The 18498-nt window shown below is 29.9% G+C and carries 7 protein-coding genes; 6 read left to right on the top strand and 1 reads right to left on the bottom strand.

Features of this window, described 5'->3' with window-relative positions; genetic code table 11:
- Window position 1: 1 nt before the first annotated feature.
- The 6 genes from gatB (at window position 2) to QMD25_00785 (ending at window position 17841) form a co-directional block, all read left to right on the top strand.
- The gene (gatB, locus tag QMD25_00810; GenBank protein ID MDI6860542.1) at window positions 2-1402 is read left to right on the top strand and encodes an Asp-tRNA(Asn)/Glu-tRNA(Gln) amidotransferase subunit GatB; all 1401 of its coding nucleotides are present in this window, start codon (window positions 2-4) and stop codon (window positions 1400-1402) included.
- Window positions 1399-4791: a DNA polymerase III subunit alpha gene (locus tag QMD25_00805; GenBank protein MDI6860541.1), complete on the top strand. Its 3393-nt coding sequence runs from the start codon at window positions 1399-1401 to the stop codon at window positions 4789-4791. The genes gatB and QMD25_00805 overlap by 4 nt, the downstream gene beginning before the upstream one ends.
- Window positions 4792-4806: 15 nt before the next feature.
- On the top strand, window positions 4807-5826 hold the full coding sequence (locus QMD25_00800; protein ID MDI6860540.1) for an ATP-dependent 6-phosphofructokinase: 1020 nt from the start codon (window positions 4807-4809) through the stop codon (window positions 5824-5826).
- A complete protein-coding gene (locus QMD25_00795; GenBank protein MDI6860539.1) occupies window positions 5827-7512 on the top strand; it encodes an ATP-binding protein in 1686 nt (561 codons plus the stop codon). It begins immediately after the preceding gene.
- Between the two features lie 22 nt (window positions 7513-7534).
- Complete coding sequence (locus tag QMD25_00790) at window positions 7535-8944, top strand: sigma-54 dependent transcriptional regulator (protein ID MDI6860538.1); 1410 nt, start codon at window positions 7535-7537, stop codon at window positions 8942-8944.
- Window positions 8945-9036: 92 nt separating this feature from the next.
- Complete coding sequence (locus QMD25_00785; GenBank protein ID MDI6860537.1) at window positions 9037-17841, top strand: stalk domain-containing protein; 8805 nt, start codon at window positions 9037-9039, stop codon at window positions 17839-17841.
- A gap of 108 nt (window positions 17842-17949) precedes the next feature.
- On the opposite strand, the gene QMD25_00780 is transcribed toward QMD25_00785, so the two are convergent.
- Window positions 17950-18429, bottom strand: a complete 480-nt coding sequence (locus tag QMD25_00780; protein MDI6860536.1) for a GerMN domain-containing protein — start codon at window positions 18427-18429, stop codon at window positions 17950-17952.
- Window positions 18430-18498: the final 69 nt, after the last annotated feature.

Below are 18498 nucleotides of genomic sequence, written 5' to 3'. Positions count from 1 at the left end.
TATGGAGGAAGTTATAATTGGACTTGAAATACATGCGCAATTAAATACAGAAACAAAACTTTTTTGTCCTTGCAAAATTGATTTTAATTCTCCTCCAAATACAAATATATGTCCAGTTTGTCTTGGCCTACCTGGTGCATTACCATCTTTAAATGAAAAAGCGCTTCTTTATTCTCTTATGATTGCATTAGCATTGAATTGTAGTATAAATAGAAAATCACTATTTCATAGAAAAAACTATTTTTATCCAGATCTACCAAAAGGATATCAGATATCACAATACGATATACCTCTTGCTGAAGATGGTTTTCTTATTCTTCCAAAAAGTGGTAAAAAAGTAAGAATAAAAAGAGTTCATATGGAGGAGGATGCTGGAAAATTAATTCATCCAGAAGATATAATTGAAGCAAATTATTCTTATGTTGATTATAATAGATCGGGTGTTCCACTTGTTGAAATTGTTACTTATCCTGATTTATCTTCTCCTGATGAGGCAGTTGAATTTCTTGAAGAGTTGAGACTAATTTTAATTTATCTTGGAGTTTCAACTGGAAATATGGAAGAAGGAGCATTAAGGTGTGATGCAAATGTTTCAATTAAAGGACACAATAGATGCGAAGTGAAAAATATGAACTCTTTTAGATCTGTAAAAAGAGCACTTTTGTACGAAATAGAGAGACAAAAAGAGTTAATAAAGAATGGTGAAGAGGTGCTTCAAGAAACAAGACATTTTAATGAGAGCGATGGTAAAACATATTCAATGAGAGGAAAAGAAGAGGCAGAAGATTATAGATATTTTCCAGATCCAGATCTTCCACCCTTATGTATTGATGACGAAATTTTAAAAAAAGCGAGAGAGAGTATAGGTGAACTTCCACAAAATGTTAGAGAAAAATTGAAAGATCTATCTCTTACAGAAACTGAAATTATGACTCTTGTTTCAAATCTTTCTTTAAAAGAGTTTTTCTTTAAAACACTCTCTTTATTTAATGAACCAAAAGTTATTTCAAATTGGCTTTTGACAGATGTTTTGGGTATATTAAATGATAAAAATTTAGCAACAATACCTTTTTCGCCGGAAGATTTTGCAACATCTCTTAAAATGTTTAATGAAAAAAGAATTTCTTCAAAATTATTAAAAAGAATAATTGAACTTTTTTTTGAAGGTAAATCACTTGAGTATATAATTAAAAATGAAAATATTATGCCAATAACCTCAAAAGAAGAGATAAGAAAATATGTATTGGAGGTTATAAAAGAAAATAGTAAAGTAGTTGATGATTACAAAAAGGGAAAGGAGAAAGTTATTCAATTCTTAATTGGACAGGCTATGGCCAAAAGTAGAGGAAGACTGGATCCAGATTTATTAAAAGAAGTTTTTATTGAGGAGTTAAAGAAATGAGTAGTTTTGTGCATCTTCATCTACATACTGAATTTTCGCTTCTTGATGGTTTGATTAAATTTGATGATCTTTTTGAAAAATTAAAAAAACTTAATATGGACTCAGTTGGAATAACAGATCATGGTGGTCTCTATGGAGTTATTCCATTTTATAAAAAAGCAAAAGAGGTTGGAATTAAACCAATAATTGGAGTTGAACTATACTTCTCTCCAAACTCAAGACATGAAAAAAAGGGAAAAGAAGATAGAGAAAATTATCACATTTTACTTTTTGCAAAAGATTATGAAGGGTATTCTAATTTATCAAAACTAGTAACAATAGCCCACCTTGAAGGTTTTTACTATAAACCGAGAATTGATATTGAGGTTTTAAGAAAATATCACAAAGGATTAATTCTTACAACATCATGTATTAAAGGCGAAATACCATCTTTAATTCTTGAAGGAAGATATGAAGATGCAAAAAAGAGAGTGTATGAATTTAAAGAAATTTTTGGAGACGATTTTTATATTGAGTTACAAGACCACAATTTAAGAGAAGAGAAAGAGGTTTTACCAAAATTGGTTCAACTTGCAAAAGAGACAAATACAAAATTTTTTGCATCAAATGATGTTCACTATCTAAACAAAGAAGATGCTAAAGTTCATGGAATATTGCTATGTGTACAGACACAAACAACAATTGATAATCCTGATAGATTAAAATTTGAAACTGATGAGTTTTATCTTAAATCTTTTGAAGAGATGTGGAATTTATTCAAAGAAATTCCAGATGCAATTTATACAACTATTGAGATAAAAGATAAGTGCAATTTAGAAATACCTTTACAAATTCCAAAACTTCCAAAATTTCCACTAAAAGAAGGAGAAGAGCCATTCGAAGTTTTAAAAAATTTATGTGAAAATGCACTTCCAAAAAGATATGAAAAAATAAGTGATGAAATTTTAGATAGATTAAGCATGGAACTTAAAACAATTAAAGATATGGGATTTTCAGATTACTTTTTGATTGTGAGCGATTTTGTTTCTTATGCTAAAAGAAATGGAATAAGAGTTGGTCCTGGAAGAGGAAGTGCTGCAGGAAGTATTGTCTCTTATCTTTTAGGAATAACAGATGTTGATCCACTAAAATATAATTTACTTTTTGAAAGATTTTTAAATCCTCAAAGAATTTCTCTTCCAGATATTGATATAGATTTTGCGGATGATAGAAGAGATGAAGTTATAAATTATGTTAGAAGAAAATATGGTGAAGATAGAGTTGCTCAAATTGCAACATTTGGAAAAATGGAGGCAAGAGGAACAATTAGAGATGTTGGAAGAGTTTTAAATTATCCAGTTTCAGAAATGGATAGAATTGCAAAACTTATTCCATTTGGTTCAAGTTTCAAAGAAGCACTTGAGAAAGAACCACTTTTGCTTAAAGAAATGAATGCTGATGAAAAAAAGAGGGAGTTATTTGAAATTGCAATGAAACTTGAAGGAATAAATAGAAACTTTTCAACTCATGCTGCTGGAGTTGTAATAGGTGATGGACCTTTATCTGAAATTGTTCCTCTTCAATATACAAAAGATAGAGGGATTACAACTCAATATGATAAAGATTCTTTAGAAGATTTAGGACTTCTTAAAATCGATTTTCTTGGTTTAAGAACTCTAACTGTAATTGATGAGACAATAAAATTAATAAAAGAGAGAAAAGGAGTAGATATTAATATTGATAATATTTCTCTTGATGACGAAAAAACTTTTTCCCTTTTAAGAGATGGTAAAACAATTGGAGTTTTTCAACTTGAATCTTTTGGAATGAGAAGAGTTCTTTCAAGTTTAAAACCAACAAATATTGAAGATATAATTGCTGTTTTATCTTTGTATAGACCTGGAACTCTTAAATCTGGCCAAGTTGAAGAATACATTAAAAGAAAAAATTCAAATGAAAGGTACGATGTTCTTCATCCCTTAATTGAAGATATTTTAAAACCAACATATGGAATTATGGTTTACCAAGAACAGGTCATGCAAGTTGCACAAAAATTGGCAGGTTATACACTTGCTGAAGCAGATCTATTAAGAAAAGCAATTGGTAAAAAGAAAAAAGATATTATGGAACAAATGAGAGAAGATTTTATATTAAGATGTATAAATAATGGAATTGACAAGGATACTGCAGAAAAAGTTTTTAACTATATTGAGAAATTTGCAGAATATGGATTTAACAAATCTCATAGTACTGCTTATGCAATAATTTCTTATCAAACAGCATATCTTAAGGCAAATTATCCAGAGGAATATTTTGTTTCTCTTTTATCTTCGGTTGCTGGAAACGAAGATAAAGAAGAGGTGTATATAAAAGACATTGAAAGTTTTGGAATAAAGATTTTACCACCTCATATTAATAAATCAGATATATATTTTACACTTGAAAATGAAGGAATTAGATTTGGGTTTGCTGCAATAAAAAATGTTGGAGAAAATGCAGCAGTTGAGATAATAAATGAAAGAAAAAAAGGAGATTTTAGATCTTTTTATGATTTCTTATCAAGATGTAAAAATACAAGAATAAATAAAAAAGTTATTGAAGCATTAATTAAAGCAGGTGCTTTTGATGAATTTTCAAAAGATAGAGCATCACTTCTTGAAGAACTTCAAAGTGAAGAAAAAACAAAGCCCCTTTTATTTAATGAGATTCCACAAAAAAGAAGAAAAATAGATCAGAGTAAAATTCTTGAGTGGGAAAAGGAGGCATTTGGTTTCTATTTTTCAGGTCATCCACTTAAATTCTATCTTGAAAAATTGAGAAAAAGTGAAACAAAAATTTCAGACCTACCACTTTTAGAAAGTGGGAAAATTGTAAATTTAATTGGTACTATTGTTTCATTTAAACATCATTCAACTAAGAAAGGCGAAGGTTTTCTTAAATTTATTCTTGAAGATGAGAGTGGAAAGGTTGATATATTAGTTTTTAATTCACAAATTGATGTTATTGAAAACTATTTAAGAAAAGAGGGAATTATAAAAATTGAGGGTGAATTAAAAATTGAAGATGAGAGAATTTCTTTGAGATTAACAAAATTTATAGAGTTTATTCATAAAAGTGAACTTGATGAAAAAATTAAAGATTTAGAAATAAAAGAAGAAAATAGATCAAATTTTCATCTTTATATAAAACTTAAAAAAGAGGAACTAAAGGAGGACCTTCTTGAGAAATTATCAAATTTTCTTAAAGAAAGCAAGGGAACAACTCCTGTTACTATTTATTTATTAATTAATGGAAAGAAAATAGAGATTTCACTTTCAGAAAAATTTATGGTTACTCTTACTCCATCCCTTCTATCAAATTTATCTAAATTAATAGGAATTGAAAACTTTTATTATAAAGAGATATCTTAAAAGGAGGTATTAAATATGAGAATTGGTGTTTTAACTGGTGGAGGAGATTGCCCTGGATTAAATTCAACAATAAGAGCGGTTTTTTATAGAAGTTTAAAATATGGGTTTGAAGTTTTTGGTTTTTTTGATGGGTGGAAAGGTTTAATTGAAGATAATGGAAAATTTTTAAATCTTCAAGATGTAGAAGATATTTTAAATTTAGGTGGTACAATTTTGTATTCATCAAGAACAAATCCTTTTAAAGAAGAAAAAGGAGTCGAAAGAATTTTGGAAACTTTAAAAAAAGAAAAAATTGATGCTCTTATTGCAATTGGTGGTGATGATACATTGAGTGTTGCTGCAAAATTATATGAAGAGTATAAGGTTAATACAGTTGGAGTTCCTAAAACAATGGATAATGATGTTTTTGGCACAGATTACACATTTGGTTTTGATTCAGCCACAACAATCTCAATGGATGCTCTTGAGAAATTAAAAGACACAGCAAAAGCAATGAAAAGGATTTTAATTCTTGAAGTTATGGGAAGAGAAGCAGGATGGGTAGCTCTTTTTACTGGACTTGCAGGTGGAGCAGATGTTACAGTGATTCCAGAAGAAAAATTTGATAAAGATAAGTTTATTGAGAAAGTAAAAAGGGCTTTTGAAAGAAAAGGATACGCAGTGGTTTGTGTATCTGAAGGAGTTGAGGTTGCAGAGAGAGAAGATGTTGAAGTTGATGCTTTTGGTCATAAACTTTTACAGGAAAGAGGTGTTGGAAGTTATCTTGGAAAAATTATAAAAGATGAATTGAATATAAATACAAGAGTTGCACAAATTGGACATATTCAGAGAGGTGGAGCACCAACTCTTTTTGATAGAATTCTGACAATAAGACTTGGAATAAAGGCTGTTGATATGGTTAAAAATGGTGAATTCGGAAGAATGGCAACACTTCTTAATGGTGAAATTACATCAATTCCACTAAAAGAGGTTTTAAATAAGACAAAGAGAGTTGATGAATATTGGATTTCAATTAAAAATGTTTTTGAGTTATAAATGAAATTTTTTAATTCATTAAGGTTTCAAGTAATTATTTCATTCTTTATAGTTGTTATTGTATCAACATTTCTACTTGGTTCAATAATGATTAAAACAATGGAAGATAACCTTTGGAAAGCAGAAGAAGAAAAATTAACCACTGTTGCAAAACAACTTGAAATTGCATATACAAGAATTATAGAAAGATTAATAACAACCGCTTCAATTCAAAAAATAGATTTAAACACTGCTAAAAGGTTATATCTTGAAAGATCACTAGAAGATTACACATATACAATTCATGAGCAAAATCCTATGTATGGCGTTGGATATTTTATATATGGAGACTATTTTAATAGACCTGTGGCGTTTTATGAATCTTCTTCTACCTTTTCAGAAAAATATAGAGTTATATTAACTCTTTATGAATTTGGTGAAGAGGCTGGATATGTTTGGGTAGAAGAACCTAAAGAAATTGTAACCTCAAAAATTAGTCAATTGAAATTAACTCAAAGAAATATTCTTTATGTTGTAGTTTTAATTTCAGGAATTTTTGCAATTTATATTTCAGCAATTTTTGTTAGAAAAGTTACTGTTATAAAGAGAGGTCTTGAAAATTTAAAATTAGATCTTTCATATAAACTTCCTAAAATGACAGGTGAGATGGGTGAGATAAGTTTTGCAATAAATGATCTTGCTCAGACTCTTCTTGTAACAAGAAGTAACTCAGAAAAAATTCTTGAAACAATTAATACTGGAGTTCTTGTAATTACAAAAGATGGAATTATAAAAGACCTAAACAGGGCTTTTGAAAAACTTTTAGATTTGAAGAAAAAAGATATTCTTGAAAAAAATATAAATTCTATTCCTATTTTAAAAGAAATAATTTTAGAACTTTTTAATAAGGGAAAACTTAAAGAGAAAAGAGTAAAAATTCAAAAGGAAGAGAAAATCTTTAATATATTCTCAACTACATTTAATACAGATGAGATTTTGATAACATTTGAAGATGTAACTGAAGAGGTCAAACTTCTTGAAGAGAAAAGAAGAACAGAAGCACTTAAAACACTTGGAATTTTTACAACAGGTGTTGCTCATGAAATTAGAAATCCTCTTACTGCAATAAAAGGATTTACACAAATTCTTGAAAAGAAATTTGAAAAAGATAGTGATGAATTAAAATATACAAGAACAATTTTAAATGAAGTTAAGAGATTAGAGGATATAATTAAAGATTTGCTTATGTATGGAAGACCCTCTCCTCCAAATAAAGTTTTATCACATATTTCAAGTGTAATAAAAGATTCAATATCTCTTCTTCAAGAAAAAATAAGTGAAAAAAATATGAATATTGAATTAGATATAAATTTTGATCCAAAGTTTAACTTTGATCCTAAACAGATGGAGCAAGTTTTATTAAATTTAATATTAAATGCAATTGAAAGTTCTGATTATAATGGAAAAATTATAATAAAAACAAAAAGATATGAAGATGGAATTTTAATAGAAGTGAGAGATTTTGGATTTGGAATTAAAGAAGAAGATAAAGAAAAAATATTTACTCCATTTTTTACAACAAAGGAGAAAGGAACAGGTCTTGGATTGCCTATTTCACAAAAACTTGTTGAAATGCATAATGGGAAGATTTGGTTTAACTCAGATCAAAATGGTACAAGTTTTTTTGTGTATTTACCAATAAATTAAATGGTATAATTGTTTTATGAATATGAGGAAAAATGATAAAGTAACAGTCTTAATTGTTGACGATGAAGAAAATATTCTTGAATTTTTAAATGAAGCACTTAAAGATGAATATATTATAATTAAAGCAAAAAATGGTAAGGAGGCTTTAAAAAAAGTAAGTGAGTTTTATCCTGATGTTGTACTAATGGATTACAAGATGCCTGGAATGGATGGGATGGAGGCATTTTTAAAAATAAAAGAGATTGATAAAGATCTTCCTGTTATTTTAATGACAGCATATGGCACAAGTCAAGTTGCAATTCAAGCAATGAAAGAAGGAGCATATGACTATGTTACAAAACCACTTGATCTTGATGAAATAAGAGTTACTTTAAAAAAAGCGATAGAACTTAAGAAACTATCAGAGAGAATTAAGAAAAAAGAGAGAATTTATGAAGGAGATTTTCAAGCAGAGGGATTAATTGGAAAATCTCAAGTCATGCAAGAAGTTTATAAACAAATTGGAAGAGCAGCCTCCTCTGATGTAACAGTATTAATTTTAGGAGAGAGTGGAACAGGTAAAGAACTTGTTGCAAAATCAATTTATAAGAATTCTTCAAGAAGAGATAAACCATTTGTAACAGTTAATTGTGCAGCAATTCCTGAGGGATTACTTGAATCAGAACTTTTTGGTCATGAAAAAGGTGCATTTACAGATGCAAAAGAAAGACATATTGGAAAATTTGAGCAAGCGAAAGATGGAACAATTTTTTTAGATGAAATAGGTGATATGAGTTTACCACTTCAAGCAAAAATTTTGAGAGTTTTACAAGAGAGATCTTTTGAGAGAGTTGGAGGAACAGAAACAATTTATACAAATGCAAGGATAATCGCAGCAACAAATAAAAATCTTTTAAAACTTGTTGAAGAAAAAAAATTTAGAGAAGATCTTTATTATAGATTAAATGTTTTTACAATAACACTTCCACCATTAAGAGAAAGAAAAGAAGATATTCCTGATCTTGTTGAATATTTTATATTTAAATATTCCCATAAATATCAAAAGGTTGTAACAGGAGTAGATCCTGAAGTGATGGAAATTTTTATGAACTACTCTTGGCCAGGAAATGTAAGAGAACTTGAAAATGCAATTGCACATGCAATTGTTGCTTCACATGGTCAAATAATTTTAAAAGATTATCTTCCTCAAACAATTATTGGGAACAAAAAAGAAGAATTAGTATCTAATAACATAAACGGAGATAAGATTTTACCACTTAATGAAGTTGTTGCAAAGGCGGAAAAAGAAATGATTATTAAAGCACTCAAACAGTGTAAGGGCAATAAAACTAAAGCAGCAAAACTATTGGGGATATCAAGAAAATCTTTATTTAATAAAATTAGAGATTATAATATAATCATAGAAAACTTTGAAAATGTAAGCGAAGAGTAAATTATTTTTATTTTATTATAAAATTTTTTATAAATAGAGAGGTGTAATAGGGAGTTATGTTAATTAAAAAAAGGAAGAAAGGAGAGGAAAGAATGAAAAAATTTTTAGGGATTTTTTTAACTCTACTATTAATTTTTGTTTATCTTCCTAAATTTAATTTATCTTTAGGATTAAATCTTGCTAATGAAACAATTATTAAAGAAATCACTTTAACTCCAGATATTGTTGGTGAGATTACAAGAATAGATATAATTTTTGAATTAAAAACTGTAGATCTATTAGCAAATACAGATAATATTCAAGTAATTTTCCCCACTGACCCAACCGGAGATGCACAAAAAGAATTTTATATTCCAAATGTAATTCCAAAAACTCAAGTTTTAATTGATGGAAGTAATAATATTTCAGATGTTCAAGTTGATTTATTAAATAAAAGAATTGCTGTTATAACTTCAATTAATCTTCCTAAAGATCTTAATCACACACTTACATTTTTATTACCATGTGGAATTAAAAACCCAACAAAATCTGGATTCTATCAAATAAAATTACAAACAAATAAACATATTCAATCCTTATTCTCAATTTATGTTAAACCTGGACTATTTGACCATATGGTATTAATACCAGATCCAGCATTTGTAGAATCAAACTATTACCCTACAGGGGGTATTAATGCAAGTTTTGGTAATAACACTATACTTGTTCCACAGCCTAAAGATATTTATGGAAATACAATTTATGAGGGTTTTACCCATGGATTTGGTACATTTGTAAGAGATGCAGATGATGATTGCGGAATTAATGCAACTAATGATCCTTCGAAAATTATACCCACTGCAAGATGGTTTAGAATAAGTGATACAGGTAATCCAGCAGGGTGGAGATGGGATACACCATTTGGAACAGGTAATTTTATTTATCTATCACATCCAAATGTAGTTGGTCCTGATGATACATCTCTATTCATTCACCCCCTTTACAATAAAAATCTATCAGATTTTATTCTCGAAACAAAAATAGCATTTAGTAGTACTTCAAATTACCATGGTGGTGTAAAATTTAGATTTAATGATTACCTTACAAGAAATAATCCAAAAGCAAATGGTTATTATGTTGATTTTTGGGGTGGAAATATAAGACTTGTAAAAGTTGTTAACGGAGTTAACACTGTCTTGACAACACAAGTTTTTACGATTGGTTTAGCAAATACATTTTATAACTTAAAAATTGTTGCATCAGGTTCAAATATAAAAGTTTATGTTGATAATACTTTATATATTGATTATACAGATCCTTCACCTATTCTTACAGGAATTTTTGGTGTTTGGCAATATGGTGGTGATGCAACTGCAAGAGAAACTTATTGGGATGATTTTTATATAAAAACTTTAACAGGAACTACTCTATTTTTTGATGATTTTGAAAGAAAAATAGCAGCACCTCAAGATCCACCTGAAGATGGTCATGATGCTAATTTTAGATATTGTGATACAAATGGAAATGGATTTTATGACCAGTTAGATTGTATATATTTTGATACTGATAATTCAAAAACTGTATCAAGAGGAGATATTAGAATTTCTGGTTCATTTTATGCTGGTAGCACTCCAGGAACAGTTGTTAAAACTTTAGATCCAGATTTAGGAAGACCTCTTGAATATCTATATACATTTCCAAATCCAACTAATGGAACAATAGTTAAATTAAGCGATGAAGATGATGGTAATGCTTTAAGTGTTTTTTCTGCAAATGAAAGATTTGTTGATAGAGATAATTCCGGAAGTTATAGCCCTGCTGATTGGATTTATTATAGTTTAGATGGAACAGTAAATGCTGGTGATAAAAGATTATCAAATGTAAATTTTGGTGGAAAATATTATAAAGCAGGAACAACTGTTTTAGGGATAGATGCAGATGTTGGATTAAGTTTAACAGCATTTGGTGGTAATTTAAAATATGTTGATAAAGATTCATCTGGTTCATATTCACCTGGTGAAAGGATTTATATAGACAATAATACTAATAATTTAGTTGATACAAATGATACAAGACTTTTTACTCCTTCATTAAGATTTTTGGATACAAATACAAATGATGTGTTTGATGCATGTGATTTTATCTATCTTGATCTTGATAATTCAAGAAGTGTAACTCCTGGTGATGTTAGAATGACACCAATCTCTTTCTGGACAAAAGATGGAAAATTTTATCACTATGAGGCAGGAACAACAGTTAAAGATGATGGATTTAATACTGATTTTGATGCAAAACCATATAATCCATATATAGAACAGTATAAATTTTTTGAACTAAAAGATATATCAATATATAATGGTGAATCATATTTATCTTATTACCCAATTATATACAGATTTTATGATGATAATAACAACAAAGTTTGGGATGATAATGAACCAGTACAATTTTATATAGATTTTAAGAGCAATAAAATTGTTGATAGTGGTGATTTAAGAATTTCACAACCATTCTTTATGAGTTGGTCTATCTCAACTGGCGGTGGTACTATTGATAGAAATGGTTTTTACACATCACCTGTAATAACTGGACCACCACAACAACATACAATAACTTGTAATTTAACAATTGGAGCAATTACAAGAACAGTAACAAGTAAAGTTGTAGTATTTTTAGGACCACCAAAGGTAGTTATTTCACCACAGATAATTTGGATAGCACCATGTACAAATTATCAATTTAAAGCAACTGTTACAGATAAAAATAATAATTCAATTCCATTTGCTGAAAACTTTGTGAATTGGGGAGTGGGTTATCCAAAGAACTCAAAGGTTGACTTTTCACCTGATAAAGATAAAAATTTATTTAATTTTGTACCTGGAATTGAAAGACACACTGAAAATGTATCAATAAATGGTCTTTATGATGCTGGTGAATGGATTTATAAAGATATGGATTCAAATGGTGCAGTGTCTTATGGAGATGTAAGATTAACTCTTGTTAAGATAGGCACGATAACTTATCCTGCTGGTTCTATTGTTGGTACACTATGTCCAACCTGTGAAGCAGATATGGGAAGAACATTAATCGATTTTAAACCAAATGAAAAACATACAGAAGAGGTATCTTCTATTCCAATTGTATACCATATTGGAGAGAATATTTATAGAGATGTTGATAGCGATGGAAAAGTAAGTGAAGGTGATATTAGATTAACAGATGTAAAAGATGGTAAAGGAAACATCTTCCCTGCAAACTCTATCGTTGGTGATAAAGATTCAGGTAAATCATTAATTTCCTTAACCAATGTAAAATTTGTTGACTTAAATGGGAATGGAACTTATGATTTAGGTGAATATTTATATATAGATATAGATGTTGATAATAAAGTAAGTAAAAATGATAAAAGATTAGTTTCATGTGCTTGTGGTCTTGCCCCTGGAGATGTTTCAAATGGTGATGGTGATATTGGAACACCTCTTGTTTCATTTGAACCCCTTCATGCTGAGAATTTAAGTAGTGATGGAAAATATACACCTACTGGAGTGGATATTGAATGGACAGATGTTAATGGAAATGGACTATTTGATCCAGGAACAGATATTGCTCCTCTTGCTGGTGACAATAATTTAATTGAGTTATATGAATATATATATAAAGATATGGATAGTTCTGGTACAATTTCTATCGGAGATATTAGAGTAAGTGAAGTAAAAATATTTGATACATCAATAAATGATTGGATAATATATCCATCAGGTTCTAAAGTACAATTTGGTGATAAAGATTTATCTTTAGCAGGTGATACGCCTGCAGATTCAATTAATTTAATTTCTTTTACTTCTTCAGAAAAATTTGTTGATACAAACGGAAATGGTTTATATGATTGGGGAGAGCCTATATATATAGATGTTGATAATTCTGGTACTGTATCTTCTGGTGATATAAGGTTAGCATGGGTTTCAAATTATAAACCAAATTCAATAGTTGGCCCTACTGATACAGATATAACACATTCTCTAAATTCTTTTCAAAGTTCACCAATAAAATTTGTAGATAATAATGGAGATGTAGCCTGGAACCCTGGTGAGCCTCTTTATATAGATACTAATGGAAATGGCATAGTTGAGATAGGTGATATAAGATTAAATGATTATGAAGATATAAATGCCACAATTGATAAAAATGGGACCTTCTATTCACCTTCATGTGGTGGTGGAACATACAATATATGGGCTTCATTTAATTACAATGATGGGTGTCCAGGAAATGCATGTGGTGGATTTTCTATTGTATATAATTCAAATCCAGTTTTTGCCCAAGTAACAATGGGAATAAAAGTTTGGGTGACTCCTGATAGTATAAGTTTGATTTCTGGGGAAAGACAACAATTTTTTGCAAGAACCGAAGATGCTTTATATCATACAGTTATTACTCCATCTCCAAAATGGAGTATTTTAAATAATGATCCAGCCATTCCTATTGGTACAATTGATTCTGAAACAGGTCTATTTACTGCATCTTCAAACTATCATCCAACTGGTTATATAATTGCAACAGTATATACTTCTTGTTGTGGAACTATTTCTTCAACTGTTCCTCCATTGATGCCACCAGATTGGGCGATAACTTCGGGTTTTGTAAGAGTAAATGCTCTTGTTGATGTTGTTAAAAGTTCATTTAAATTATGTGGATCTGGATTTTTGGTAAATATTAAGTGGTATATTGATCAACTTGGTGATAAATTAAAAGTTACAATTACAACAAATACTGGATATGCAAAAATTATTGATAAATCACCTCCTGTTTCAACTCCAGGGCAATGGGTTAATATTCCAATTTATATTTCAGCACAAGAACTTGGTCTAAATGTTGGACAAGTTACAACTGTAACTATAAGGGGTGATGTTGTGCCTTCTTATCCTTCAACAAAATGGTGGCTTGAAGATTATGAACAGTTTGAATTCAAAGCAACTCCTTTAATGACAGTGGGTGGACAAACAGGATGTGATGGTATATTAATAGCAACAATTGGCGATACTCTTCCTGGAACTCTTACTACATTATCAGACCTGAATTTTGATGGTAAACTTGATCCATTAAATTTTGTAACTATAACTATGACAGGTCCAGGAAGATTTGATGAATATGGTAACTTTTATCTTGAACCTTGGTCTTCAGTTGTTTATACAACATCTACTGATATAAATGGTCTTTTCTCTATTGTTACAGGGAGTTTTAATTCTGTTACAGGTTATCAAGGCGCAAAGTATGATGGGATCTATATTATTGAAGCACAAACCAATCCAAAAGTTTATATGTATATTTACCTTAAATATAAAGATACAATTACAACTGATTTATCTAAACTAACTGTTGATCTTTCAACTCCACAAATTATAGAAGGGACACTTCAACTTCCAGGAAGCCTTACCCCAGGAAATAATGATGTTTATGTTGAACTTTGGAAGGTTGATCCAGTTAAAGGTTATGAAAGAGTAAATATTTCAGATGGACCTATAAACGAAATAGTAAGAGCAAATCTTCCACCTCAAACATATGCACCTGTAAAACTTGGTCCAAATGGATATTTTAAGATTTATGCAATAATTGATGAACTTGGAAGTTATGCTATCTTTACAAGAGTTGGAAATGAGAAAAGTGGTTTAGGTGATTATAAATATGGAAGATATTACAATCAGATAGGTAATCCTGTTCCATATAGACCTTTCACAATTGGTGCTCCAAATTATAAAGCCACTCTTCTTGTTGAACCAACAGTTCTTTATGCAAATAAATTAAATTACTTCACAATTTTTGTTACAGATTCATCAGGAAATCCTCTTGATGAATTGTCTTTAAATCTTAAAGATAAGTTCACGTTTGAACTTCCACCAGGTTGGACACTCCAAAATAAGTTAGTTAAACCAATAACAAAAGGAACATATCTTATTTCTCTAACTCCAGTTGGAACAGGAAGTGGGTCACTACTTGTTAAAGTTGCTGGTGCGGTTCTTTTATCTTTACCAATTCAACCACTATCTCTTTATAATCCATATGCTTACATTGATCTAAAATCTGTAAGATTAGATAGAGAGATGATTCCAGCAGTTGTAGGAGAAGAGTATATTCTTGTTTTCGGATTCCATCAACCACCAACACCTGGCCTTGTTGTTTTTGATCCAGCAAAAGGATATGAAATTGATAAAGATGACACAATATTTGTTGAGGAGATTTCAAGAAGCGATACTGAAATTAAACTTAAATTTATACCTTGTATGTACACTGAACTTCCAATTAATCTAAAATTTACCTTAAGAGGTGTTGATAATAGAAGTGATGAAGAAAATGGAAAAGTTTCTGATAGTGAAATTAACTTTAAATTATTCAATAAATTCACAAATATTTTAGGATTTAAGATAAAAGTTGAAACAGCACCACAAGAGATTGTTCAAGGTGGAGTAGGTAGTATAAGTGTTACAGTTCTTGATGAGAATGGTGTTCCAAGAAATAATGCTTGGGTAGAGATTTGGGGATATAACAAAGATGGTTCACCTGTAGGAGATATGTTTAATGTAGGTGGAGCAACACCAAAAATTACAATTGATGCATCCCACCTTGATCCTCTTAATCAAAATATTGTTAATGGAGTTTATACTCAACTCAATGTAGGATTTAACCACGCAGCAGATCCTGAAAAAGAAAGAACACCATTTGAAGTTGGAAGATACACTCTTGTTAAAGTTTATACTGGTGATCCAAGTATTCCAACTTCAAAAATTATGGGATATTTACCTTATGCATTTGTTATTAAACCAAAGAAAACTCTTAATATATCTCTTCTTTCTATAGATGGAATAACAACCTATAACAAGATTCTTGCTGGAAGAAAACATCAACTTTTGATAAATGCGCCAGGTGTTCCTAATGGTTCAGAGATGATAGCAATTGGTTCGAAAGGCTCAACATTTGTAAATAATATGAATGGTACATTTACACTTACTCTTGGTGAACCATATCTTGAAGAAGGAGAAGCAAAAATTGTTGCAATTGGACCAAATAGAGATACATACGGAGAAATTGATATCCCAATTGTTAAACCAAAGTTGGTTATAACTCCACAAGATAATATTCTTTCTGCTGAAATAAATGAAGTTGTAACATTCTCACTATTTGATCCAATAACAAATGCACCATTCTATGCAAAAGAGGTTGGAGCAGATGGAAAACTTGATTCTTATGGTGCGCCATTTGGATTTAGAACAGTAATTATGAATAAGGTTTCACTAAGTGGAGTTTCGTCTGGAACATTAACAGTTAATGGAAGAGATAACAAAAATCCAACACTAAAAGATTCACCAAAAGTTATTCTTTACTACACAACAAATGATACTCCAGTTGGAAAATATGTCATTTTAAATGAATTTGATCTTGTATCAGTAAAGGTGACTGTAGAAATTTCAACACCTCAAGGAACAATAATTGATAAGGCAATTGTTAATAAACCAAATAGAATTAAGATAACTGTTGTAGATGCTCATAATAATCCTATTTTAGGTGCAGAAGTGGGAATAACATTTGCATATAACTATGCTCAAACAGTATATGACTTGAAAGGATATACTGACAATTCAGGCACAGTTGTTTTTACCGACTTTAAACCAAAATATGCAGGTGGATATGATATTGTAGTAAAGAAACAAGATAAGGAGTATGTTTTCTATGACTATTTCTATGCAAGAGAGGTAACAGAAGATACAACTCCTCCTGAAATAACTATACTTGAACCAGAGGATGGAAGCGAAACTCAAAAAACAAAAATTGAAGTTATAGGAAAAGTATCAGATGAATCTTCAGTGACAGCAGTCTATGTAAATGGAATGAGAGTTGACCTTCTTCCAGACGGCACATTTATGACTTATGTAACACTTGATGAAGGAACAAATAGAATTAGAGTTATCGCTGTTGATGAATTTGGAAATATTGGTATTAAAGAAATATATGTAACTTATAAACCACCAACACTAACATTAAATGTTGAACCTATACCTTCATTTGTAAATACTCCAGTAATAACAATTAAGGGTTCAACTGATAAGGGTGCAACTGTTTACATAAATGATGAAGAGATAGATGTTGATGAAGAAGGAAAATTCGAAACTTCTTACACATTAATTGAAGGATTAAATACAATTGTGATTAAAGCAGAAAAAGGAACTCTAACAAAAACAAAAAGAATTTCAGTTACACTTGATACAACTCCACCAAAACTTCAAGTAATTATTCCAGAAAATGTTTTAGAAAGGATATTTGAGATTAAGGGAACAACTGAAGTTGGTGCAACAGTTACAATAAATGATGAACCTGTTTTAGTAAATCCAGATGGATCGTTCTCATACACCTTAACAATTCCTGTCGGTGAAAATGAAATTCAGGTTGTAGTGAAAGCACAAGATAAAGCAGGAAATGTATCAACTGTTTCAAAGACAGTTAAATTTAGAAGAGAGATAATAATTGAAATGATAATTGACTCACCAGTTATAAAGGTAACAAAAGATGGTGTTACAACTACAGTTATTTATGAGATTGCTCCATTCACAATGCCACCTGGAAGAACAATGGTTCCACTTAGATTTATTGCTGAAACATTTGGAGCAAAAGTTGATTGGGATCCAAAAACTGAAGGAATTCATATTGAACTTAAGAAGAGCGATGGATCAATGGTTATTATTGATATGCAACTTGGAAATAAAATTGCATATGTAAATGGAAAACCATATGTATTAGATGTTGCTCCATTTACTGTTGAACCACAAGGAAGAACAGTAGTTCCAATTAGATTTATAGCAGAAGCATTTGGAGCAAAAGTTGACTGGGATCCGGTTTTACAGAAAGTAACAATCACCTACTATCCATAAAGGGTTTTATTTGATAAAAAACTTTGGGCTCCCAAATTTGGGAGCCCTTTTTAATATGTTACAAAAGTGTCAGACACTTTTGTAACATTAATTTTTATGACAGAACATTTATGGTTGGAAAAGGTCTTCTGGGTAAAATTTTACCTCTTTAACTTCATCAAATTGTTTTGCTGTATATTCAATTTGAAGCCACAATATTTTTGATCTACAGGCACCACCAGATGTTCTGAAATATGGATCTTCAAAAGTTAAAATAAGTGTCCCATTTTTTAATTCACTTTTAATTAATTTAACACCTTCAAGAGGATATTCTGTTGTAATTCCTTTGCTTTTCTCTTCATCTGTCAATTTTCCATCTAAAAGAAGTTTAATAGTATTCTCAATTACATTATCACTTTTAATCTTTCTTTCAACTGGAACAAGTCCTTTTTCACTGCATAAAATATTACCTTCTTGATCTTTATCAAGTTCAGGATTGTAATAAAAAAGTTTTACAATTTGTTCTTTTTCTTTTATAGCGCACGCACTCAATGAAAATAGTAGACTCAACAAAGCAATTAATAATAAAACAATTTTAATAAATTTCATTTTACCTCCTTTCATATCTATTCTTATAAATTGTATAATATATTAAACTAATAAAAAAGGGGAAAGTTT

This window comes from Caldisericia bacterium (assembly GCA_030018355.1).
In the GTDB taxonomy this organism is placed as follows: Bacteria; Caldisericota; Caldisericia; order B22-G15; family B22-G15; genus JAAYUH01.
Note: the sequence above shows the minus strand (reverse complement) of the source record. Positions and strands in the feature narration are given on the sequence as shown.